The following is a 22,763-nucleotide window of genomic DNA, read 5'->3' as shown; positions in this document are numbered from 1 at the left end:
CATTTCCTCCTTTTATTGTGCTACTGTTACTTCTGGTTCTGTTGTAGTCTCTTTTTTCTGATACAATGCATGTCTTTGACTATAAAATCCTAACAAATACTTACCAGATAACGGTTTATTGTTAAACTCTTCTATACTGATAGAAGAGGCTACTTCATCAAGTAAACTATTTAAATAGATTGCTTTTGCGCCCAATTTAGCTTGATAAGGTTGTAATGCTGCTTGAATGGTAGACCAAGTTCTCTCGGGATGTCTTGAAAATGCATTCATATAACGAATGGCATTCGTTGCTCGTGATTCCCCTGGGTTTAATGCTCTGCGCTCTAACACATCAGCAATTGCCAACAATCTTCCGAATAAATAACTTCGATCTTGTATTTCGGTATCTAACGCCACACCCAATCCCTCCTCATTACTATTAATAAGTGCACAAGTTACGCTTAATGTTTTCTCCCATTCCCATGTTTCCATACCTACAGGACTAGAAGCTCGTTGAATCGCACTTCTTACAATATCCACAGGAATTTTCCTGCCGTCGATAATACACGGAAGCATACGCTCCATCAATCCTTTGACTACTTTTTCATTAGCGCGTGAACCATAAGCCGCAAATGCAATATCCTTCGTCGCTGGTGCTCCATAAAACCATTTATGTTCCGCATCTTTTCGATACGCATGGCGCCATACACACGTTTCATGCCATTTTTTCAATTTGTCTAAATATAGCTCTTTGTTTAAATTCCGGTAATAATTAACTGCTAATCTACCAGTAGTTGCTGAATCTAGTACAAGAATAGAGACGTTTGAACAGGAGTCTAAATTACCTCTATAGCCATCAACCGTTTTAGAAAATTCTTGCGCAAAATGCTCATCTGTATAAGACTTAATTTCTACTTTAGGTGCCGCACTTAATTGCATTAAGGAAAACGTGTCTTCCATGGGATCAAGCATCTCTGTTGTATCGTTTGCCCAAATAAGAAAAACACGTTGATCAATGATCTTCCCTTGCTTATTGATAAGCCATTTCAGTGCATTATGTGCTTTTTGTGAAACCTCATAACTAATACTTGCTGCCTCGTCACTCGAATGAAATCTCCCTCTAAAAGTAAAACCACTTTTATCATTTGCAGATATTAGCTTTGCCTTATCTGCCGCATTACGTATTTTGTTTGCATGCTTGTCCGTACTCGGTTTTTCTTCCCCGGTGACAAAACAGTAATCTTCCCCACCTAAACGCTCATTATAAAAATTTTGAAATGACCGATGCATGTCAGGATCTTTCCAGACATCTGTTAAAATAGCCTCTTGCGAATAGACATTAAAGCGAACAAAAGCGCTTTCTTGTCCGGTGACACTAGTTGAAAACAACTCAGGTTTTTTATCTATATGTTCTTCTAACTTTTTATCCCACGCATCAAAAAGCTGTTGATGTTCATCAAGAAAAAGCACGCGCTCTGCTACTAAATCTTTAATTAATTCCCCTTTGCTTACATAGCGATATATACTTTTCAGCTTGGGTACGCTATGTGGTGATTCCGCCCACTCCTGAAGCTGTTTTATATACGCATGGTACGGATTTTCATTTTTAATTGTCCCACCGTACGCAACAAAATCCCCAGCTACATACGGTAATTTATCATGAAGAGGATACGGAGCTACCTTTGCACCCGCTCTGCTTGATGAGCCTTCTGTGCAAGGTATGAGTGTTGTGGCCTCTGTCTTATCAATGACAGTTGCGGAGTGAAATTCGCCTTCTTCTGTTACTGATACTTCAATATGTGCATTTTGGGTAGTATGAGAAATAGGTAGGAGCGTATATTCCTGACCGTTACTTTTAAGCTGAATTTCTCCAACGCGATCTAAATTCGACTGATACGTTTCATAGAGATTCAGTAACCAACTCACCATTCACTCCCCCTCTCTAAAAGTTCAAGTAATTCATCTGCTGATTGCGTGTTAGATGTATCAAATGTCTTTGCTTCCATACTGGATATGCTGCGAACTTTATCACACTCTTCAGGAGTAATAAACGATACGACACCATTTTTCATCACAGGATTCCACAGTCGAATTTCTAATGTGTCTCTGCCGGTTTCATCAGGATAATTAAAACCATGAACCATCGTTCCAAGCGGAATCTCAGGATAATGATCATAAAATCCTTGTCCACTTCCAAACTCACAAGGTTCCACATATCCTTGGCACTCACGAGTTCCTAAAAAGATGTCTCTTCTGCCCCCAGCTTTTAAAGACCTTTTCATAATATTATGATGTTTATGTTCGTTGCGATCAAAGGCCATCTCTGGACGATTCATATTAAAAATAAAATGTGCTTTCACTTGATAGTGCACGTCTCTTAAATAGGTGTAGTTAGCAAGTGTATTACCACCACCGTACTCGATTGGACGTACGCCCTTTGACTCCATCATGATGGGTTTCATAATTCGCACTTCATCTACTATCATAATGAGCGTCGGCTTCCAATAAATAGATTCGACTATCCCCTTTAAGGCTTGATAAGTAGGCACACTATACGATAACTTTTCTCCACCTAATTTCGTTAAAGGATCTGTAAACAAGGCATAATCACCAAACACTTCAAATTCAATAGCATTTCTCACTTACCATTCACCTCCTTTTTATTCATATAGTACCAATATTTTCAATTTATCATATGCTAATCTTCCTGTCTATAATTAATTACATATTATATGAAAAACAATTCCAAACTTTTATCATGTTATAATAAAATGTCGCTCTCATAGCGTGGATTGAAAAATATACTATGTGATTAAAAAACCTATCCTAGTCGATAGGTTTTTTAAAACATTTGAAACTCGAGTTTACTTTCATTTTTCACATCAACTCCATATGTCTCGTTGTACGCACTCTCTTTTAAAACAAGAACTTTTCCATCTAAGTAGGATACAAGACCACCTTGCTTTGAAAGCTCTTCTTTTTCATGGGCAAATACATTCACCGTATATTGCTGCGCCTTACGAAGTAATTTGGAGAGTTGTTGAATGGAAAATTGTCCATTAAGTTCAGCAATTATGTCTCTTCCCTCTCCATATGGAACAATAACAGGTGTAGCAACATCATCAATTACTTTAAAATATTTTGCTGCTGTGCCATAGCTATTTCGGATGCATAATCCTAATTGTTTTTTATGACGTTGTACATATGCTTGATGATAAGAGCTATTGGAAGCAGAAAGTAAGTCAGTCATGTTTTGTTTTGCTTTGGGAACAAAATAGTCTAATTGACTTTCAAAATGGTCATAGAATTCCTTAAAGTATTTATTCATGGCCTGGGTGGATAAAAGGTGACCCCCATATGCCGTACAGTCACGTTTTAAATCAAGTAGTATGCGCTTTGATAATTGCTTACCGTATGATATTTCCTTTAATTTTGATAACTCCTCTGACCCGTGATCAATTACATACACTTGTCGCAGTTCAGCTTCTCCATGACGATTACACCGCCCAGCGGCTTGCGCAATAGAATCTAAACCTGCTAAAGAACGAATGACACAGTCAAAACTTACGTCTACGCCAGCCTCAATGAGTTGCGTACTCACACAAATAACGCGCTTCTTTTCTTGTAACAACCTTGTTATTTCCTTCAGCATTTCTTTTCGGTGACTCGCACACATGGAAGTGCTCAAATGAAATATGGAAGCATTTAGCTCCTTTTCTTCAAGCTTACTAAATAAATCTTTTACAACAGCTTTCGTATTTAAGATCACTAACAGACTTGAAACACTTTCCATCTGCTGCTTTATTCTTTGAACAAGCTGGTCATTCTTTATCGTCTGATTCGTCGCTTCATCTATTACTTCCACTCGTTTAAACGCATCTATTACCTCATCTAAATTCTCAATAATTTCTGGATGCTCATTAATCGCTAATCGCTTTTCTACATAATCGAGTGCAGGCTGTGTTGCTGTACATAGAAGCATACTAGAATTCCCATAGAATTTTAAAAAATTTAACGCATCATTAAACAGAGAAACACAATTTACAGGCACCTTTTGAACCTCATCAAAAATAATGACAGCTTCACTTAAATTGTGCAGTCTTCTAATATTGCGACTTCCTTTGGCATAAAATACATTTAAAAATTGAACCATCGTTGTCATTATGATGGGTTGATCCCAATTATCTTTAGCTAACCTTAATTTTTGTTCGATTGTCCCAGTATCTATAGCCGAATCATACCTCTCTTCTTCAAGAGTGACGTTAGAATGGTGCTCCAGTAAATTTTCATCATCCTTAATAATTCCCCTAATAATTTCAGCGTTTTGTTCAATGATTGTCGTGTAAGGTACTACATAAATAATATGTTTCTTATTATGTAAATTTGCATGCTTTAAAGCATAGCGTAAGCTGGCTAACGTCTTACCACCGCCCGTAGGGATACTTAAGGTATAAATACCAGAAGGCTTCTCAGCAAACTTATCGCACTGTTCTGACATTTTAACTCTCAATTGATTAATAGGATGATGCGCTAAAGGAGATTGATCATACAATTGTAGCTGCTTTAGCAACTTCGCATAGTAATCTTCAAAAGGTGTGTTTTCCGTACTGACGTCAACGTTATTGCCTTCTTCAAATAAACGCGTATTTGTTCGATCTGCATCAATTAAGGCACTAAATATATATTTGGTAAGCAACATTAACTTAACTTCCATCTTGCAAGGAGAATCTCTATTCAAAAACGTTTCTAACTCATCTAACGCCAAACCTACATAAGCTTTAAACGACTCTTGATTCATAACATCCTTATAGAATCGCTCTTTTACCATTGAAAACTCATCTAACTCTTTATCTCTGACTCTTTTTAAATAATTAGATTCCAAATCAGGATTAATAAAGTCTTGAAGATATGAATGATGCGACAAAATGGCATTTCCCACCACTTCTGCAAGAATGGCTGGATATAGTCCACTATGATGAAACTCTTCATATAAGAATTTCCCACCTGCAGTAGAATGATCCACACTTCCTTTTTTCGGGGGATTATCAGGATTATTTACCGCTTCTACTAAATAATTCTTAAAGGCATCTGTGTATTTCCCCATGTCATGTAACAAGCCCGCAAGCCCTGCTAAATGCTTCACACCAAGCTTCTCTCCAAAAGACTCTGCCAACTGTTTCACTTCTAGTAAATGCTCTCGAACTGTTTGGATGTCATGATTACCACTTCGTAAATGTGCTATATAGACCATAGTCATATCCTTCCTTTTAGTTTAGTTGTTAGGAACAGTTTATGAAGTGCTACGCTGCTAGACGGTTATAAAATGAATTATCCATTAGACTTGTGTTGCACCTCATTAAGGTGCGACTTAATAAAAATAACTTTAACGATAATAGGTTAGAATTTCAATCCACGCACCTATGTAAGGTGCGACAAGTGCCAACGTAGAGGATGCGTTGCAAGAGGTTGATTTCAATCCACGCACCTAAGTAAGGTGCGACGCACTTCAGGATCAGCCACAACCTTAATTACAGTATTTCAATCCACGCACCTAAGTAAGGTGCGACTGCCATCAATAGATCTGCTTCGTCATGACTGCATGATTTCAATCCACGCACCTAAGTAAGGTGCGACTACATTTTTGCGTGAATACTTATTAATTGATCCAATTTCAATCCACGCACCTAAGTAAGGTGCGACGCAAACTTGTAAAGCTCCTGCGCCTTTTTCTCTATTTCAATCCACGCACCTAAGTAAGGTGCGACGGTTTTTTAGATGGCTTGTCAGCCCTTAATTGCATTTCAATCCACGCACCTAAGTAAGGTGCGACTATTACACGAGTTAGGGCACGTCATAGAGTGGAATTTCAATCCACGCACCTAAGTAAGGTGCGACATTAGAAATTTATAATGATAACAGCGTAATCGCTATTTCAATCCACGCACCTAAGTAAGGTGCGACTATCAACGGTACCGTTATCCGCGCGGGCGTTTTAATTTCAATCCACGCACCTAAGTAAGGTGCGACATGTTTTCTAAAAGATCAAGATAGGTTCTATATATTTCAATCCACGCACCTAAGTAAGGTGCGACATGATTTTTCTAAAAAACGTAAAAAGCGGTTAACCATTTCAATCCACGCACCTAAGTAAGGTGCGACCGACTACTTGCAATTAATCGTTGGGGCAAAAAGTATTTCAATCCACGCACCTAAGTAAGGTGCGACTAGTACAAGTAATCTTGTCATACAAGCACAACGAATTTCAATCCACGCACCTAAGTAAGGTGCGACTGGGGGCGTGGGATTTCGATCCTAACGGACCGAAATTTCAATCCACGCACCTAAGTAAGGTGCGACTCAAGTGCCATGATAGTTCCTCCTATTAACTAAAATTTCAATCCACGCACCTAAGTAAGGTGCGACCGATGTACGGTGTAACGCCACCTAGGCGCACTGTATTTCAATCCACGCACCTAAGTAAGGTGCGACCAAACGGGCCAAAACGTTTTGTATGCCCTGGAGGATTTCAATCCACGCACCTAAGTAAGGTGCGACCAAGAAACACAAATTTACTCCACAAATTCAGATATTTCAATCCACGCACCTAAGTAAGGTGCGACGGCATTTGCTTTAAATGTCGCAAACGGGGCAGCAATTTCAATCCACGCACCTAAGTAAGGTGCGACCCGTCATTTCATTTCGGATCCGTGCCGCTTCTCGATTTCAATCCACGCACCTAAGTAAGGTGCGACTTAACCATAATGGGTATGGGACAGATACAAAGGATTTCAATCCACGCACCTAAGTAAGGTGCGACAGTTCATCTTTACTAAGCGAACCCTCCATATATCATTTCAATCCACGCACCTAAGTAAGGTGCGACATTACTCCCCGTTAATTTAACATTCATTTCGTTCGTATTTCAATCCACGCACCTAAGTAAGGTGCGACGAGTGCATACAACTTAGATCAAATTTGGAGTATTATTTCAATCCACGCACCTAAGTAAGGTGCGACCGTCGTAGATAAGGGCTTCGGTGACCATGCGTGATTTCAATCCACGCACCTAAGTAAGGTGCGACGGTAAAGCAAAACTCCAATCCAGATGTTTCTAAGCATTTCAATCCACGCACCTAAGTAAGGTGCGACAGCGATTTTTAGGTAAAAAACGATTATTAGTTTACATAAGGTGAAAATCCAACCACTTTTTTGATGTTTTTGGTTTTTATAGCACGTATTCTTATGCAATGTTTAATAAAAATGACTAAAAATAAGGTGCGAATCTCCCTGTAATTTTATGTGAGCTTTATGTTCGCACTTAACGACGTTACTTGTTTGATTAATTAAAACTCATATTACAGTAGGTAAATATAACTATATTGGTTTATTATACCATATACTACTCATAAACAAGTTTCAAATCCCGCAAAAAAAACCAAGCAGTTAAACCGCTTGGACACTTCTTTTTACGTTGCTATTACCTTCTCAAACTCTTTAATGGTTCGATCTATTTTTTCTTTTGCATCTTTAACTATTCTTTGTAAGTCCTTTGTAATTTCATTTACATTCTCAAGCTCGCGTGAGATGTTCTTAACATTTTCATTCACATTTTTAATCGCATCATTTGCATTGGTTGAGAGTTTCTTAACCTCTTGTGCAACGACGTTAAAGCCTCGTCCATGTTCACCTGCTCGTGCAGCTTCAATGGCAGCATTTAAGGATAATAGATTTGTTTGGGCAGCAATTTCGCGAATGATCGTGGCCGTTTGGTCAATCAGTTGGATTTGATTTTTTAAGGATTCTACTGCCGTAACTTTTTCTTTAGAATTAGCCATGACTACGTTTACGAGATTTTCTGGCATTTGCTTTAATTGAGCGATAAGAGCTGTTGTTGTATGTTCGCGCTGTGTAATGTCTGTGGCAATTTTCAAAACGGATGTTACCGTTCCACCTACATCCATGACAGGTATGTAGGTTGCTTCTAGCCATCTTGACGTTCCAGTACGATCAATTCGCTCAATTTTTTCTTGATACTTCTTTCCGTTTGCAAGATTAGCCCATAATTCCTGATATTCCTTACTATTACGATAGTCTGCTAGGCAAAATGCTTCATGGTTCATTCCTTGCATTTCACTCACTGTATAACTCAATGTTTGGGCAAAGAGCTCATTCACCCATATTACTTTTCTGTCCATATTAAACTCGACCATTGCTAAGTTCTTTTCAAGAGATGCCATTATAGCATTTGTTTCGACTCGTTTGCCGGCACTACTTACATAATTGGTCATATAGGCTCCTCATCACTCTTTTATAGGTAAAAATGACTAAAAATAGGTAGTATTTCTTAGTGTTATTCATATCATATATTCTAAAAGCACACAACTTTTACCTACTATAGAACTATAGAAACCGACATTAAAGGTACTAAACTGGAATACAAACTCTGCCAATCGCGATACCCGTCGGATTATTTCCTACTGGAATGGTACTAACGATTGTATTAGTTGCCGTATCAACCACGGAGACAGTGTTTGCTGATTTATTTACTACATAAGACCTTGAACCATCTGGGGTAAAGGCAAGCCGGAAAGGTTCCGAAAAACCAGGAATCGTCGCAATTTGTGTATTAGTCGCCGTATCAATAACTGAAACTGTATTGTTTCCCAAATCAGTCACGTAAAGCGTCCGACCATCTGGCGAAATAGCAATACCCACAGGAATAGCTGGCCCACTAATTTCTGCGGCTATGGTATTGGTTGCCGTATCTATCCGAACAACAGTGCTAGTTCCTGGAGCCGTTACATAGGCAGCGCTACCATCGGGGGAGATGACCACTTGGTTGGGCGCACTACCCACAAGAAAAGTAATCGTTTGGGTAATCGTGTTCGTCGCCGTATCGATGACTCCGACCGTACCGGCTACTTGGTTAACCACATAAGCGGTCGTACCATTTGGAGTAATGGCGATGCCAAGTGGGTTAGATCCTGGTGCTTCTTGGATAACGGTAGTGACCGTAAACGTTGTAAGGTCAATTACCGTAATGTTATTGTTGGTGGCGCTCGTTGAATAGGCAAAGCGTCCATCTGGCGTAATGGCCAGACCTAACTCTGGGGAGCCGACCGGCACTTCTGCAAGAATGGCGTTCGTAGCTGTATCAATAACGGATACCGTATTGGTAGCTTGATTATTGACTACAAGGCGAGTACCATCTGGTGTCAAGGCGATATCAAGAGGTGCATTTCCTCCACTAGGAATTGTCTGAATCACTGTGTTCGTTGCCGTATCAATTACTGAAATCGTGTTATCATTCGTGTTTGAAACGTAGGCTAGTATGCGGCAAAAAGCGGGAGCTGCTCCCCCTCTTTGGACAGCAAGCACATCACAACAGTTAAACGCAACAACACTTCCGCTACTCAGTGAACCGATCACTTGACCTGTAACAGGATTAAACGAGACAAATGTTATTGAAATAAAGCTCTCAGCTCCAGCGAGAAACACTGCCAACTGCGCTCCTTTTCTTACTATGCAAAAAAAACAACAAAGGCAGGCTGTCCTATTGTCCATCATACTTCTCCTTTTCATTCACCTTCTTATTAGTATATTAAATAAGATGAGAATGGTTACTGTATGAAGACGTTACAGAATTTAATCAGTCCATCCTCGTCATGCATCACAGCATGCAAAACTCAACGAAACTACCAACCGATCTTCTACCATGACAACTGTGGACGTATGTGATCAACGTAAAAGAGATGATGCCAGTAAGGTTCTGTCATCATCTCTTAACAATTATCTTCACTTTGCTTTTTTGCTCATGCGATAAGTCACCGCTTTATACGCAATATAAATAAAATACATAGCAAAACCTAGCAAAAAAGTAATCCCTACATTCTTAAAAGCTACTTTTGGTCCGTTCCCCGCTATTAAATCCATAATAAATGGTACGAGATCAACCGTAATGGTAAGTCCCAGTCCCAGCAAAGATGGTAGTACAACAAATGTAATAATAAATGACTTTAACGATTTCAACTCCAAAACTCCTCACCCTATAAATGTTAATCCTTACTAAAATACCTTTTTTATCCTACTTATAGCAATAAAAAAAAACAGAAGCATGCTCGCTCCTGTTTTTTTATTGTTTTTATTTTTGACGAAGATCCACCCAATGGCGATCTTTCGCATTCATATCTTTATTTTCAAATCCTGATGTTTGAACTTTTAGAAACATACTATTTAGCTTATCTCGGTCTACGAAAAATCCGATGTTTACTTTTTTGGATTCACTAGGCGCTAATTCACCAATGTTATAGTAGTTATTACCCTTGCCATGTGGTTCTAAATAATCTACTTCTCCTGTCATCGCTGTTGTCTCATCCATCATTTCTGGTTTAGTAAAATTCCACGAATCTCCTGTAGATTTCAACGATACTAGAGATGGATTCATATAAATTTCATCCGCTTTCTGCGCGCTCACATTCTTAATGGTTGCTGTGAATGTAACAAATTTCATATCTATTTTATCAGATTTTATTAATTTATTTAGGGAGTTCGTACCGTCACCTAATTTGTATAAATTGCGTTTGTACGGAACGAATTTGTTATCTTTAGACAATGCACCCTTATCACGCAAATTCCCCATGCCTACATCATTAAAATTATCTTTGTTAAATGGCTGAATAGAATCGTTTACTTTTACGTTGTCTATTGTATATGACAACTGCGAATCCATAAATTCTTCATCCAAGAAAGTTTGCCCGACGGATACAATTTGCTTACTATCTTTTTGAAGCGGTGTAACTTTTGTATCCGGTTTTCCGTATTTTTCATCATCTTCAAGCATTTGATCGTAATCTGTTATATCTGATGCTGTTGCCTTTGTAGCTGGTTTCAAGGCCGCATTTTTTAATACTTTTAGAAGTTGTTTTTCACTCACATCTTCTCCTACATAAGCATGTAGCATAATGCCTTCTTTTTCAAAAAACAGTAACGTTTCTCGATTATCTACCTCTCGATCGTCACCACTATCTGTTTTAACAATGACAGCTTTATGACCATTAATTTCTTTTTCTTGATAATTTTTCGCAAACTTTGTGTTAAAATCCGAGTGCTTTCCAATTCTATAAAGAGTGAATGTAAAACCACCAAGATCACTTTTATTAAACGAATATTCCATAGAACCTTTCTCATCTTCTTTCATACCCTTTGGCAAATAACCGAGCTGTAGCTTGTACAAACGATTATTTTTTTCATGTGACTGATTGTCTAATGACACCTTCACTTCATAATTTTGTTTTTGAACGACAATATCATAAATTTCATTTGCTCCATAGACGGTGGTTGGAATACCAATTAATAGGCTCGCTGCCGTAATGAGTAATCGTTTTTTCTTTTTCGCTTTTTCTTTCATAACAATCTCCTCCATAAACTTTTTCTTTTTTTGTGTATAGGTTTCTGAAAACTGGTGTGGTGTGTGTAATTCATCAAAATCTTCTAGCGCAATTTTTTCTGCGAGTTCATCCATTTGGTTTGAGTTCTTTGCATCCATTGATCTGGCCCCCTCTCATAAATTGCACGACCTTTTTGCGGGCTCGCTCGAATTGCTTGCGCACATTCGTTTCAGCAATTCCCATCAGATCAGCGATTTCTGTATAGCTTAAGTTATAGAAAATTTTATACTTAAAAACACGGCGGTTTGAATCAGTTAAGTTGGTTAATAACTCATCAATTTGCACTTCCGATAGAAAGCTGCGTTCCCATTCTTCTACATTTTCATCAACCGCGTCTTTTGTTTCTCGTTGATATTCGTTTAAAAATTCTCCGTGGCGTCTGTTTTTCCGATAGCTATCAATCGCTTTGTTTTTCGCGATGCGTAAAATGTAACGCTTCAGCTCTTCTTCATCCAACTTACGAAGCTCCTTTAAGCGTTGATACAGCGTAAGAAACGTTTCTTGCACAGCATCTTCCGCCTGTTGGACATTGTGTAAAACAGCGTACGCAACGTGATAAACGCGTTGTTCATACAACGTATATAACTCTTCCATTTTTGCATAATCCCTTTTTGAACCTCTCACCGTATCCCTCCTTACACACTGTATAACGAACGAATGCCACATTTTGTGACAACTGGAAGTAATTATTTTATAAGCGCTGAAAAAGAGCTGCGAAATGGCTCGTTCGCAGCTCTCATTTTTTATGTATTAAAAGCGAATCTGATTCAATGTCACCGTAAAGGTTGTTTTCTGAAAAGGGATACTTTTTAATGAGATGCTACCGCCCATTTGCTCGACCAATCTTTTCGTAAGGTTTGGATGGGGTAATCATTGGTTGATAACAGTACGCATTCGCTAGTTTCCTCATGTATGAAGTTTTGTAATGTATGACAGATTTTGTACCACCATCGGAATTTCTCCCAACTCATCCACCATTGCATCTGCATCGACGTCGTTCCATTGCGCATCTCTTTTCCATATTCCTGTCATCCCAACGGCCCGTGCAGCTTTTAGATCATTGATGGGATGATCGCCTACATAGACACTTTCGTGAGGGTGGCAATGTAGCTTGTTCAATGCACGATAAAAGATACGCGCATCCGGCTTTTTAATTCCTTCCCATTCAGAGATTACGATTACATCTACATACGACGCAATACCAAGAGCCCGAATATGATTCATCTGCAGTTGTCCGTAGCCATTTGTAATGATTCCAAGAGCAAAACCGCTCTTTTTTAGTTCGGTTAACATCTCTATTAGATGAGGAAAAGGAACGCAATGGTTTTTACATTCCTTCACATAATCTTGAAGTAGCTGTTCCCACGAAATCTTAGTAATGCTGTATTCACTCACTAAGCGCTGGTAGACTTGATCTTTCCAAACATATCCCCGGTGATCTAGTTCTATAAATCTAGCACTATACTCCGCTTTCGGAATATGTCGCAACGCCTCATGCTACCGGTCGTATTGATGAGCAATGAAACGTTTAATAGATTTATCTCTGTTTAATAATGTTCCGTCTAAATCGAACAAAATGGCCTTAATCAAAAGGATCGCCTCCATTTTTTCATCAAAATTACCAATATCTAGTTTTCACAATTTGAGCACAGGGTAAAAAAATAAAACAAGCTGCATTTACTCTAGTATCATGCTCATCATCAAAACAATATAAATAACACTTATGGAGGAAACATCTATGACCACCAAAAAGAAAATAGGAATTCTTGTCATCCTTGCTCTTATTGTTGCTGAACTGTTCTTAACATGGTACTACCCTTTTTCAATGAATAGCTTCAACAAATCCGTCACGTATCAACCTGATTCCATCACCCGAAACGAGCTTTCAAAACATATTAAAACAAATAAAAGGATTCTCCTGAAACAACAGTATCAATATTCACAAGAGGCGAAAAAGTTCTATTCATTTCTAGAAGAGCGGTCACAAAAGAAAGAAGAAACGCTTACGATGGACTACCTGAGTAAAATAAAAAGTGAATTAAAGGAACTGGATCAGCAATACGAAAAAATCTATGAAAAAGAAAGCAGCAAACCACACCCAGATGAACAAACACTATCAAGCTTAAAAAATCTTCATGAAGGACTTCAACAAAGACAAGAAGATATAATGCTTATGATGAGCCCCTCCATTAAAAGAAAAAGCTTGAAGACGCTTTACGGAAATTTCTATACTAGCCTAAACAATTTGGAGCGATTTACGTTTCGGTGGTACAAGTATGTACACGAACAAAGCAATAAACAGACGAAAAATTAGTATGTGATGCGTTAAAAGAGCTTCTTTGATCTAGAAGCTCTTTTACCATTTTTGATAGTATGTACGGATTGTTTGCCTATCCTTATGCCTTATGAAATAAATACTCTATCCTACTATTCTAAAGGACCTCACTCATTTCGTTGTCGCCAGCGAGATGCACCTTACTGTAAGCTTCTCTTATCTCGTCACTCTTTAGTTTCCTAGTATGCAGCACCATGCCCATTTTTCCGCCTGCTTCATGATGGTTGGCAAGGCTTTCGACATTATTTCAAACTCTCTATACATGTCACTCGTGCAAACATGACGTCTTCATTTTCAGTATCATTCGTAAAAACGTTACCTAGCTGCGTCACTCTTCCCAGTATGTAGCAGCACTCCGCTGTCCTGTCCAATCCCAGTAGGCATTGCCCTGTGCCATAATAATACGATCTAACCATTCAACAAAATTACAATTCAGATCATAGTTCTCTATGCCACTAAGCCACATATAATGGACATCTCCCTTTTTATATCGGTCCGCATCGATCATAATTGCCCCTACATCAGGGAAATACCCAATCGGAAAGGAATCGCGCGGCACAACACTCTCATCATGCCAGTTTACAATCTCCTCCATTCTGAATAATTCAATGTCTCCTATCCACTCTCCACCAAACATTTTCATACCATTATGCACAGCTAAAAATGCCTGATAGTCCTTCGGAAGAACCCAGCCCGTTTCTTGTGTGAATGTATCCATTTGCTCTGAACTTACAACCTCTTGATTAAATGTAATCGTAGAGGTATAAAGGTATCCTTGTGTCGACTGAACGAGGATTTGATTCGTTTGATCGAGACGTTGTTTAAAGCCATTGAGTATGTCTTGAATCATGTTCTTCATATGTCACCCGCTTTTTTAGTGTTACAGCACTATAAAGATAGCATCCTACTCTTTGTAATATCCTTATTATACCAATTATAATGTATAAAGCACTTCATTCTTAATGTTTGTTGCTTCGAAGGTAATAGGTTGGATTGAGCCAGGTATTCTGTGCCGAATAGCTAGCCGAAGTGCGAAAGACCCATATCCATAAATGTTATTTTTTGTTATTATTACAAAAAAACAAGTCAGAGATGCTTGTTAAAAAAGGGAGCGTAACTAGTGCGCACAACAATAAAGGCCACTGTATTAATCATTGCATTTGTCATAATTGGAATCATCGTTTATTATTCCATTTCATATTTTAGAGAGAAAGACTATGTCTCGATCAATACGCAATCTCCTACTTTTTTAAAAGATAAAGTAGCTGCTGTTTATTTTTCGGGAACCGCTGATTCAACAGGAGTAGGTAGCTATACGGTCTATATCGACCAAAAAGGAAAAACTTCAGCTACGAAAGGCGAAGCTATTGAAGCCGGCGGGATTGCCCAAGGAGACGGGATGTTACTAAGAGAAGACCCTGATAAAGTTGAATTTGTAGGAAAAAAAAATATCTCGTTTTCCATGAAAGAAAAAGTATATACCGGATACAGACAGGCTGCTTACTTGCCGAAAGAAAAAATGTTTTATAGTTTAACCAATAAAGGGCAGGAAAAGGCTGGCTATTTTAGCGTTGTACGTTGGGGAAATGAAAAAAAAATAAGAGAGCAAAAAGTTCCTGGTTTTTATTTAACATATGGCAATGACGGAAAAGACATTTATGTATTAGGAGAAGATGATCATTCTATGAATCGTCTAATATTCGGTAAAATTAAACTAGGGGATCGAGCAATATACAGTAAAATAAAAACAATTGGGACGATAAGAGACTATGAAAATGTTAACTCTAATATGCTAATTAAACATCATTTAGCCTATTTTATTTTCTATAAAGAAGACGAAGCTACCATGACAGTTGTCCCTCACGTAATGATTTATGATTTACAAAATAAAAAGTTATATGGTAAGTATCAGCTTGGTACATTTAAAGTTAAAACAGATCGTATAGAAGACTCATTTATAGGTTATCACAATAATTTTACGATTCATGGGAACAAGCTTTATCACCTTACTGGTACTTCTACAGTATTTGTCTTTGATTTAAAATCCAAAAAGCCGCTACAGTCTTTTTCATTAAAAAGAAAGAAATCAACCACATATGAAGTAGCAGGAATTGACTTCCGAAAAGATGCAATTTATATACTAAATAAAATGAAAAACAAAAAAGAGTATGAGTTGGCATCCTATTCTTATAAGGACGGCGCGGAAAAGAGTGCCCTTCCTGTAAAAGGACTGAATAATATTGTTGACAGCCATGCCTCAAGCTATGATTTTGTAATGCTTGACCATTCAAACAAATAAAGTGATGAGAGAAAGCTTTTAGCACCTTCACACTGTATCTATTTAGCCCATCACAGTAATGACTTTCTGAATCAAAATTTAAGAAAAAGGAGATTTCCATGAAAAAGAAAACTATTTATCTACTAGTCGCTTTTTTACTCCTGGCAAGTATCGGTACATATTTCTACTATGATCTTCATCATATGAGTGGAGAATCTAACAATGGGATCTGGGAAGTCAGTCTACGAAAAACTACAAACGAAAGTGAACCTAAGGGCTGGTATGGAACGGTTAAGCAGACGAATAAAGATCGATATCAAGTTAAAAAAGTAATCTTCAAAAAGAAAAATCATGTTCTCACTTATTTGGATACATTTAAAAATGACACTGATCTTGATGATTTAAAAACGGTCCTTTATCCTTTTGAAGCAGAGTTCTGGGTGGGAGACATACAAAAAGGCGAGGAATATAGAGTGGAAATTTTCTATAAAGAGGGCCATGAAAAGAAATCTACTTCCTTCTCATTTAAATAATCCTATTTACACTTTAGACCGAACTACCGTGCGCTGGAATTACTTTTCACTATGTGAACTGTCAATGAACTGTATACAACATTGTCCGTGAACCTTCGGAAATAAAATTCGGCAAAATTAAAAGCATGAGTTCGGTTCAATACCGTCCTCATGCTCTGACTGTTTCGTAATAACCTCAAATTACTTTTTCACCCTACTTTGCGTTGAAATTCTTTCGTAGCGAAGAAATACGCGATCACCATGATTCCGACACACCACGTAAGGGCGATCCAAAGATCATGACTAATGTTTCCTCCGTACAAAAAGGCACGAATCGAATTGACAATTGAAGTTACAGGCTGATTCTCAGCAAATACTCGCACTACTTTAGGCATCGTATCGGTGGGAACAAAGGCAGAACTAATAAAAGGTAGGAAAATGAGTGGGTATGAGTAGCCTGTAGCTCCTTCCATCGATTTTGCTGTTAATCCTGGAATAACGGCTAACCAAGTGAGAGCCAGCGTGAATAGTCCAAGTAATCCGGCTATCGAAAACCAGTCTATTATCGTAGCGCTAGAGCGAAAACCCATTAAGAGGGCGACGAGAATGACGATTACAATTGTAAGAGCATTGGAAACAAAAGAGGCTAATACATGAGCCCATAATATAGAAGAATGCTTAATGGGCATGGAAATAAAACGTGCCATCAGTCCACTTTTCACATCATTAAATAGTCGTACAGACGTATACGCAACACCAGATGCAATCGCCATTATTAAAATTCCTGGTACTAAATAATTGAGATAGCTATCTGTTCCTGTCTTTATAGCTCCACCAAATACATAGACAAACAATAACATCATCATGATTGGTGTGATGGCCACCGTAATAATCGTATCCGGACTTCGCATAATGTTACGCATTAAACGGCCAAGTAATACACCTGTTTTGTTTTTCATTTACATTTCCTCCTTTTTACTAACGATTGCAAGGAAAATTTCCTCTAACGTTGGCTGTTTTTCGATATATTCCACTTTTGCTGGTGGGAACATTTCTTTAAATTCTGTTAGTGTACCGGTCTTAATAATGGTTCCACCATGCAAGATTGCCATGCGATCTGCCAATTGTTCCGCTTCCTCTAGGTACTGCGTCGTCAGTAAAATCGTCGTTCCACCGGCAGCTAACGCTTTGATCGTATTCCAGACTTCCAATCGAGCTTCTGGATCAATGCCCGTTGTCGGCTCATCGAGAAAAATAACAGCCGGCTCTCCAATTAAACTCATCGCGATATCCAGACGGCGCTTCATCCCACCCGAATAGTGTTCCACCCTGCGATGAGCCGCATCGCTCAAGCTAAATCTAGAAAGAAGCTGGTCAGCTACTTGAGAAGGATTAGAGACTCCACGCAACTTAGCAATCATTACCAAATTTTCTCTCCCTGTAAGGATGCCGTCTAGCGCTGCAAACTGCCCTGTAAGGCTAATGCTTTTTCGTACATCAGCAGACTGCCGTTTAACGTCAAATCCACACACACGAACTTCGCCGCGATCAGCCTTCATCAGTGTAGAAAGGATGTTCACCATCGTCGTCTTTCCTGCCCCATTTGAACCAAGCAGCGCAACTATTTCACCACGTTTCACCTCCAGATGTACCCCTTTTAATACTTCCTTATCTTTAAACGCTTTTACTAACCCTCTTACATCAATCACATGATCCATGCCATTTCCTCCCTCATAAAAAGTGTCTTGAAGCTCGCTTTCTACTTAGTCATACAGATATTCTGTATTACTTAGTACCGTTGTTTAAAATTGACTGAATAACAAAAGAATCAAGTACACGAATCACTCGTTATTCAGTCAGTATAGGTTGAATTTACTTTTTTCCAAATCGATCAGTAATGCTTTTATTCAAATCTTCCCGAAACTTAGCAATATAGGTTCTAGCATTGGCTATTAATTCATCAGCGAATGCCGCCACATCATCACCTGTAATTTCAAGCACTTGTCTTCCTTGGGCAGCGCCAGCTTCAAATAAATCAATCAATTCATACTGCATGTGTAACATATCCATTCCATTTCCTGCTGAAAAATTCCACATGTAGCTCTGTATTTTTTTAAATACAAACTGATAGTCCTCAGGTAAAGCATCTACCCGGGCCATCATCATTTTATACTCTTTTTTATCACCAATCATTTTTTTAAAAAGTTCAATCATCGCATATTGCCTCCTTTTTAGCTGTGCTATTTTATGAAGCTACTTCGACTTTAAGACGTTGATTTTTGACGTGACAAACTCCCATCTTTTCCAAAACCATTCAAGCTCTTTTCGTCCCTCCTCATTAAGGGAATAAAATTTGCGAGGCGGACCCATATCAGAAGGTTTTTTTTCAATGTTCACTAGCTTTTTCTTTTCTAAGCGTACTAATATTGTGTATACCGTTCCTTCCACAACCTCAGTGAACCCAAGATCGTTCAGGCGGCGTGTAATTTCATAGCCATAGGTTTCGTGACGGCTAATAATTTCTAACACACAGCCTTCAAGCGAACCTTTTAGCATTTCAGTTAAATTTTCGATGTTCCAAACCTCCTCTATAATGTGTGACTTATATTCAGTATTACTTAGTACCTAAGCGATTTATTCACTTAATAACGGTTTGACGCGAGCTATTAAGTAATACTTAGTATATGTATATTGTATGACTAAGTACCGGATTTTGCAACTATTTTTCAATTTTTTTCAAAATAGCTTCAAGCAGCCCATCTCATCCTTCGCCCAAAGAGCTCGACAGTCTTGGAAAAGAACGTAATCCATCACCTGGGGTCCACATAATTAAACAAACGTTTAAAACTTCCCCCTGATGCCCATCATTTCAAGTATAATGAACACTATTCAGGCTAATTTCTGAAGAATAATGAAAATGAGGTATTTACATGAAAGAAAGAAGCTTTGACGATTACCGCATTAGCGATGAAATAAAACGAGCACTAGCTGTACTCAAATATGAAACACCTACTGACGTACAACATGAAGTGCTACCATTAGCTTTCGCACAAAAAGATCTCGTCGTTCAATCACAAACAGGCTCTGGTAAGACAGCTGCTTTCGCCATTCCGGTATGTGAGCAAGTACTATGGGAAGAGAAAAGACCACAAGCACTCATTTTAACGCCAACTCGCGAGCTCGCAGCTCAAGTGCGAGAAGACGTGACGAACATCGGAAGGTTTAAACGAATTAAAGCCGTCGCTTTATATGGAAAAGAACCGTTTGCAACACAAAAAGAGGAATTAAAGCAAAAAACCCACGTTGTTGTTGGAACGCCAGGGCGTGTCATGGATCATATTGAACGAGAAACACTTGTGCTCGATCAAGTGAAATATCTTATTATTGATGAAGCAGATGAAATGCTAAATATGGGCTTTATCGCTGATGTGACACGTATTTTGAAACAGCTCCCGACAGATCGAGTGTCAATGGTATTCTCCGCCACTTTACCAGAGGCCATCGAAAACCTTTGCCGAACGTACATGGACGAGCCAATGAAAATTACAATCGCTTCATCGGGAATGACAACAGACACCATTGAACATACCGTTACTCATGTAGCTGATCAAGAAAACAAAATGAGCCTTCTAAAAGATGTAACAGTCGTTGAAAACCCAGACAGCTGCATTATTTTCTGCAATACGAAAGAGCATGTCGATACTGTCTATACAGAGCTGAACAATGCTCACTACGCATGTGAAAAACTTCACGGCGGCTTAGAGCAAGAAGACCGCTTTGCCGTAATGGACGGTTTTAAAATGGGGAATTTCCGTTACTTAATCGCAACCGATGTCGCTGCACGTGGCATCGATATTGATAACGTCTCCCTCGTCATCAACTTCGACGTCCCGATGGAAAAAGAAAGCTACGTTCATCGGACTGGAAGAACAGGACGGGCAGGAAAAGAAGGAAAAGCAATAACATTTGCCGCTCCAAATGAGGGGAAATACCTCAAAGCCGCTCAGCGCTATATTGGATTTGACATCCCTGAAGCCAAAGCACCGGAACAACAGGAAGTAACCGCTAGCATGCACGCTTTTGAACAAAAGAAAAACGGTCGCCGCGTCGTTCGAAACAATAAGACCGCGCGCATTAACCAAAACATTTCCAAGCTCCATTTTAACGGAGGAAAGAAAAAGAAGTTACGCGCCGTTGATTTTGTTGGTACATTAACGAACATCCCCGGCGTTTCGGCCGACGATATCGGAATTATTAACATTCAAGAGAGCTGGACGTACATTGACATCTTGAACGGAAAAGGCTCCCTCGTCCTCGAAGCGATGGAACATACGACCGTTAAAGGCAAGAAACTAAAAGTGAGCAAAGCAAAAAAATAAGCAACACTTAAAGCACGAGTGGCGACTTGGTCCACTCGTGCTTTTTTTAATTTTTTTAGTTTCTAAAAATTTAAGAAAGAGGGATCCACTTGAGTGTTGTTTTCAGCACACTGGTCTTCTGTTAACCCACAAATTCTATGCTATACTTCTTGCATCACTAAATCTAATAAAAAATCATTAGCAATTACTTCATAGCTTTAATTTTTGAAACCAGGCACAAATGATACTACTTTTGGTTCCCCTTTTTCATCAAGTTGATTAAAATCTAAACAAAAAAGTTCATCGCCTCCAGTATCATAAATAACAAGAAGGTTATTAGGTGAATTATGTAATTCACGTTAAATTCCATCGGCTCCTTTAACTCTTCGATGATTCCTCTCTCATGATGACTTTTTCACTGTCGGTAAACATTTCATTTTGCGCACATCATATACTTTATACAAAGCCCCTCACTTCTATGTTCTTGTTAATTATTTTTCCCTCTTTGAGCATCATTCCCTGCTATTGCTCTACGCTCAGCTATACTGAGTTCGTGAATCTTGATATAATCTCTGCCTATTTGATTATTTCAAGAGATCAATTAGAGTACTTACGAGGTCATTCAATGAATAACAAATTTGGAGAAAAGGAGATTCATATGTGAGATATATTAAGTATTTTTTTTTAACAGGTGGAATAATAACAATCATTTTATCATGTATTGCCTTATACTTTAGTTTAACTCCTCAAGTAGGAGCTATTGGAAACGGTCCTAATTATACAAAAATTTGGACTGACTTTACTATTCAATTCTTAATTGGTTTATTTCTTGTTGCCTATTCCATTTATTTCATCAAGAAGAATGATTAAAAAACTCCAAAAAGCAAAAAAGGAAATAATCCGTTTTTTGCTTTTTGGAAATAACTTAACAATGAGTAGAAAAGTCTACTACGACATATCATTCTATCAACCTTCAGAGTCACGTAAACTCTCTAACAGTTCTGTAAAGCTTGCGGCAACATAGGTTAGTTGTTCACGCATATACTCGGCTTCCTCGGATGTCATTCCTTCGTCTTCCATTAAATCTTCCTTCTCCCATGCACTTTCATGATCCCAAAATACGACGAACGGATTCGTCTCGCTACTGCTGTAGTCAAAACAGATTAAATTCGCTGCAGGATCATCAGCAAATGGGAAGATCTTTTCAGGAAGGCTCGGTTGATAGTCTTCATAGACTTTAACAATATAATCTGCATTTTCCTCATCATCATATCTAAATAACCCTCCAAAACTACGCTCAACCGTCCCTGCCATAAATGTTCTCGGTTCAACGCTCGCGCCACCATTGACTTTGACACAGTCAATATAATCTTGTGGCAATTGAAATCCTAACTGTTGACCAAGTTCTACTACTTTTGCCTCCGATACTTCCGCTTTCTTAATTTCCCATGTAATATGATTGTTCATCGTAAAACCTCTCACCACAATTGGTTTCCGCCAAGGTGGTTAACTTCCCCATGAATTTCCTCTACTACTTCCTGCATCTTACCAAGAACCTAATGATGATGCTACAGACTTGGTCCAGTTCGCCATCTTGAGCTGTTGTTATGTAAAAACATTTCCTACTTACCATTGCTTGAATCATAAGCAAAAAACGCATGAATTTCGTGCTATAAAGCGACATTTTGTTATCTATGTCTAAGACATCCAAAATGCCATGCTCCCTCATTTTGTCTAGAACATACTCATGTCCTTTTTATAATGCGAGCATTCCTTGATTATTTTAATTTGATAGGAAAAATTTTGCTATCCTACTTCCCACACATTATAGTTTCTTGATCATTTCTATAATTT

At 38.5% G+C, this 22,763-nt stretch carries 20 protein-coding genes and 1 CRISPR repeat array; of the genes, 5 read left to right on the top strand and 15 right to left on the bottom strand.

Annotated features, from left to right (window positions below):
- Nucleotides 1-12: 12 nt before the first annotated feature.
- The 9 genes from cas8c to A374_RS15670 form a co-directional block, all read right to left on the bottom strand.
- A complete protein-coding gene (cas8c, locus tag A374_RS15710; RefSeq protein ID WP_040340674.1) occupies nt 13-1,905 on the bottom strand; it encodes a type I-C CRISPR-associated protein Cas8c/Csd1 in 1,893 nt (630 codons plus the stop codon).
- Nucleotides 1,902-2,621 carry a type I-C CRISPR-associated protein Cas5c gene (cas5c, locus tag A374_RS15705; RefSeq protein ID WP_007203219.1) on the bottom strand — a complete coding sequence of 240 codons (720 nt, stop codon included), beginning with the start codon at nt 2,619-2,621 and terminating at the stop codon, nt 1,902-1,904. The genes cas8c and cas5c overlap by 4 nt, the downstream gene beginning before the upstream one ends.
- A gap of 200 nt (nt 2,622-2,821) precedes the next feature.
- A complete protein-coding gene (locus tag A374_RS15700; protein ID WP_007203218.1) occupies nt 2,822-5,230 on the bottom strand; it encodes a CRISPR-associated helicase/endonuclease Cas3 in 2,409 nt (802 codons plus the stop codon).
- Nucleotides 5,231-5,381: 151 nt separating this feature from the next.
- Nucleotides 5,382-7,128: direct repeats of the CRISPR family, unit length 32 nt; unit sequence ATTTCAATCCACGCACCTAAGTAAGGTGCGAC.
- Between the two features lie 317 nt (nt 7,129-7,445).
- A complete protein-coding gene (locus A374_RS15695; protein ID WP_007203217.1) occupies nt 7,446-8,267 on the bottom strand; it encodes a methyl-accepting chemotaxis protein in 822 nt (273 codons plus the stop codon).
- A 136-nt stretch (nt 8,268-8,403) separates the two neighbouring features.
- Entirely contained in the window at nt 8,404-9,477 is a 1,074-nt protein-coding gene (locus A374_RS15690) for a beta-propeller fold lactonase family protein (RefSeq protein ID WP_007203216.1), read from the bottom strand.
- A gap of 297 nt (nt 9,478-9,774) precedes the next feature.
- Nucleotides 9,775-10,008 carry a hypothetical protein gene (locus A374_RS15685; RefSeq protein WP_007203215.1) on the bottom strand — a complete coding sequence of 78 codons (234 nt, stop codon included), beginning with the start codon at nt 10,006-10,008 and terminating at the stop codon, nt 9,775-9,777.
- Nucleotides 10,009-10,120: 112 nt separating this feature from the next.
- Nucleotides 10,121-11,524 (bottom strand): hypothetical protein, encoded by a 1,404-nt coding sequence (locus A374_RS15680; RefSeq protein WP_007203214.1) that lies wholly within the window; start codon nt 11,522-11,524, stop codon nt 10,121-10,123.
- Complete coding sequence (locus A374_RS15675) at nt 11,493-12,092, bottom strand: RNA polymerase sigma factor (RefSeq protein WP_420794952.1); 600 nt, start codon at nt 12,090-12,092, stop codon at nt 11,493-11,495. The genes A374_RS15680 and A374_RS15675 overlap by 32 nt, the downstream gene beginning before the upstream one ends.
- Before the next feature lie 240 nt (nt 12,093-12,332).
- Nucleotides 12,333-12,914 (bottom strand): HAD family hydrolase, encoded by a 582-nt coding sequence (locus A374_RS15670; RefSeq protein WP_007203212.1) that lies wholly within the window; start codon nt 12,912-12,914, stop codon nt 12,333-12,335.
- Between the two features lie 250 nt (nt 12,915-13,164).
- On the opposite strand from A374_RS15670, the gene A374_RS15665 reads away from it, so the two are divergent.
- Nucleotides 13,165-13,740 (top strand): hypothetical protein, encoded by a 576-nt coding sequence (locus A374_RS15665; protein ID WP_007203211.1) that lies wholly within the window; start codon nt 13,165-13,167, stop codon nt 13,738-13,740.
- 349 nt (nt 13,741-14,089) lie between these two features.
- Here A374_RS15665 and A374_RS15660 read toward each other — a convergent pair whose 3' ends face one another.
- The gene (locus A374_RS15660; protein WP_007203210.1) at nt 14,090-14,620 is read right to left on the bottom strand and encodes an SMI1/KNR4 family protein; all 531 of its coding nucleotides are present in this window, start codon (nt 14,618-14,620) and stop codon (nt 14,090-14,092) included.
- A 261-nt stretch (nt 14,621-14,881) separates the two neighbouring features.
- Between A374_RS15660 and A374_RS15655 the strand changes: the two genes are divergently transcribed.
- Both A374_RS15655 and A374_RS15650 read left to right on the top strand, forming a co-directional pair.
- Complete coding sequence (locus A374_RS15655; protein WP_007203209.1) at nt 14,882-16,060, top strand: hypothetical protein; 1,179 nt, start codon at nt 14,882-14,884, stop codon at nt 16,058-16,060.
- Nucleotides 16,061-16,158: 98 nt separating this feature from the next.
- Nucleotides 16,159-16,572: a hypothetical protein gene (locus tag A374_RS15650; RefSeq protein ID WP_007203208.1), complete on the top strand. Its 414-nt coding sequence runs from the start codon at nt 16,159-16,161 to the stop codon at nt 16,570-16,572.
- A gap of 188 nt (nt 16,573-16,760) precedes the next feature.
- On the opposite strand, the gene A374_RS15645 is transcribed toward A374_RS15650, so the two are convergent.
- The 4 genes from A374_RS15645 to A374_RS15630 form a co-directional block, all read right to left on the bottom strand.
- On the bottom strand, nt 16,761-17,510 hold the full coding sequence (locus tag A374_RS15645; RefSeq protein ID WP_007203207.1) for an ABC transporter permease: 750 nt from the start codon (nt 17,508-17,510) through the stop codon (nt 16,761-16,763).
- Nucleotides 17,511-18,269: an ABC transporter ATP-binding protein gene (locus A374_RS15640; RefSeq protein WP_007203206.1), complete on the bottom strand. Its 759-nt coding sequence runs from the start codon at nt 18,267-18,269 to the stop codon at nt 17,511-17,513. It abuts the gene before it with no gap.
- Nucleotides 18,270-18,423: 154 nt separating this feature from the next.
- Nucleotides 18,424-18,765 carry a DUF1048 domain-containing protein gene (locus A374_RS15635; protein ID WP_007203205.1) on the bottom strand — a complete coding sequence of 114 codons (342 nt, stop codon included), beginning with the start codon at nt 18,763-18,765 and terminating at the stop codon, nt 18,424-18,426.
- A 39-nt stretch (nt 18,766-18,804) separates the two neighbouring features.
- A complete protein-coding gene (locus A374_RS15630) occupies nt 18,805-19,125 on the bottom strand; it encodes a PadR family transcriptional regulator (protein WP_040340665.1) in 321 nt (106 codons plus the stop codon).
- A gap of 356 nt (nt 19,126-19,481) precedes the next feature.
- Between A374_RS15630 and A374_RS15625 the strand changes: the two genes are divergently transcribed.
- Both A374_RS15625 and A374_RS15620 read left to right on the top strand, forming a co-directional pair.
- A complete protein-coding gene (locus A374_RS15625; protein WP_007203203.1) occupies nt 19,482-20,930 on the top strand; it encodes a DEAD/DEAH box helicase in 1,449 nt (482 codons plus the stop codon).
- Nucleotides 20,931-21,569: 639 nt separating this feature from the next.
- Nucleotides 21,570-21,779, top strand: coding sequence for a hypothetical protein (locus tag A374_RS15620; protein ID WP_007203202.1), 210 nt, complete (start codon nt 21,570-21,572; stop codon nt 21,777-21,779).
- A 96-nt stretch (nt 21,780-21,875) separates the two neighbouring features.
- On the opposite strand, the gene A374_RS15615 is transcribed toward A374_RS15620, so the two are convergent.
- Nucleotides 21,876-22,376, bottom strand: a complete 501-nt coding sequence (locus tag A374_RS15615; protein ID WP_007203201.1) for an SMI1/KNR4 family protein — start codon at nt 22,374-22,376, stop codon at nt 21,876-21,878.
- Nucleotides 22,377-22,763: the final 387 nt, after the last annotated feature.

Source organism: Fictibacillus macauensis ZFHKF-1, from assembly GCF_000269865.1.
GTDB classification, from domain to species: domain Bacteria; phylum Bacillota; class Bacilli; order Bacillales; family Fictibacillaceae; genus Fictibacillus_C; species Fictibacillus_C macauensis.
The sequence above is the reverse complement of the archived record's forward strand: the minus strand, read 5'-3'. Positions and strand labels throughout refer to the sequence as shown.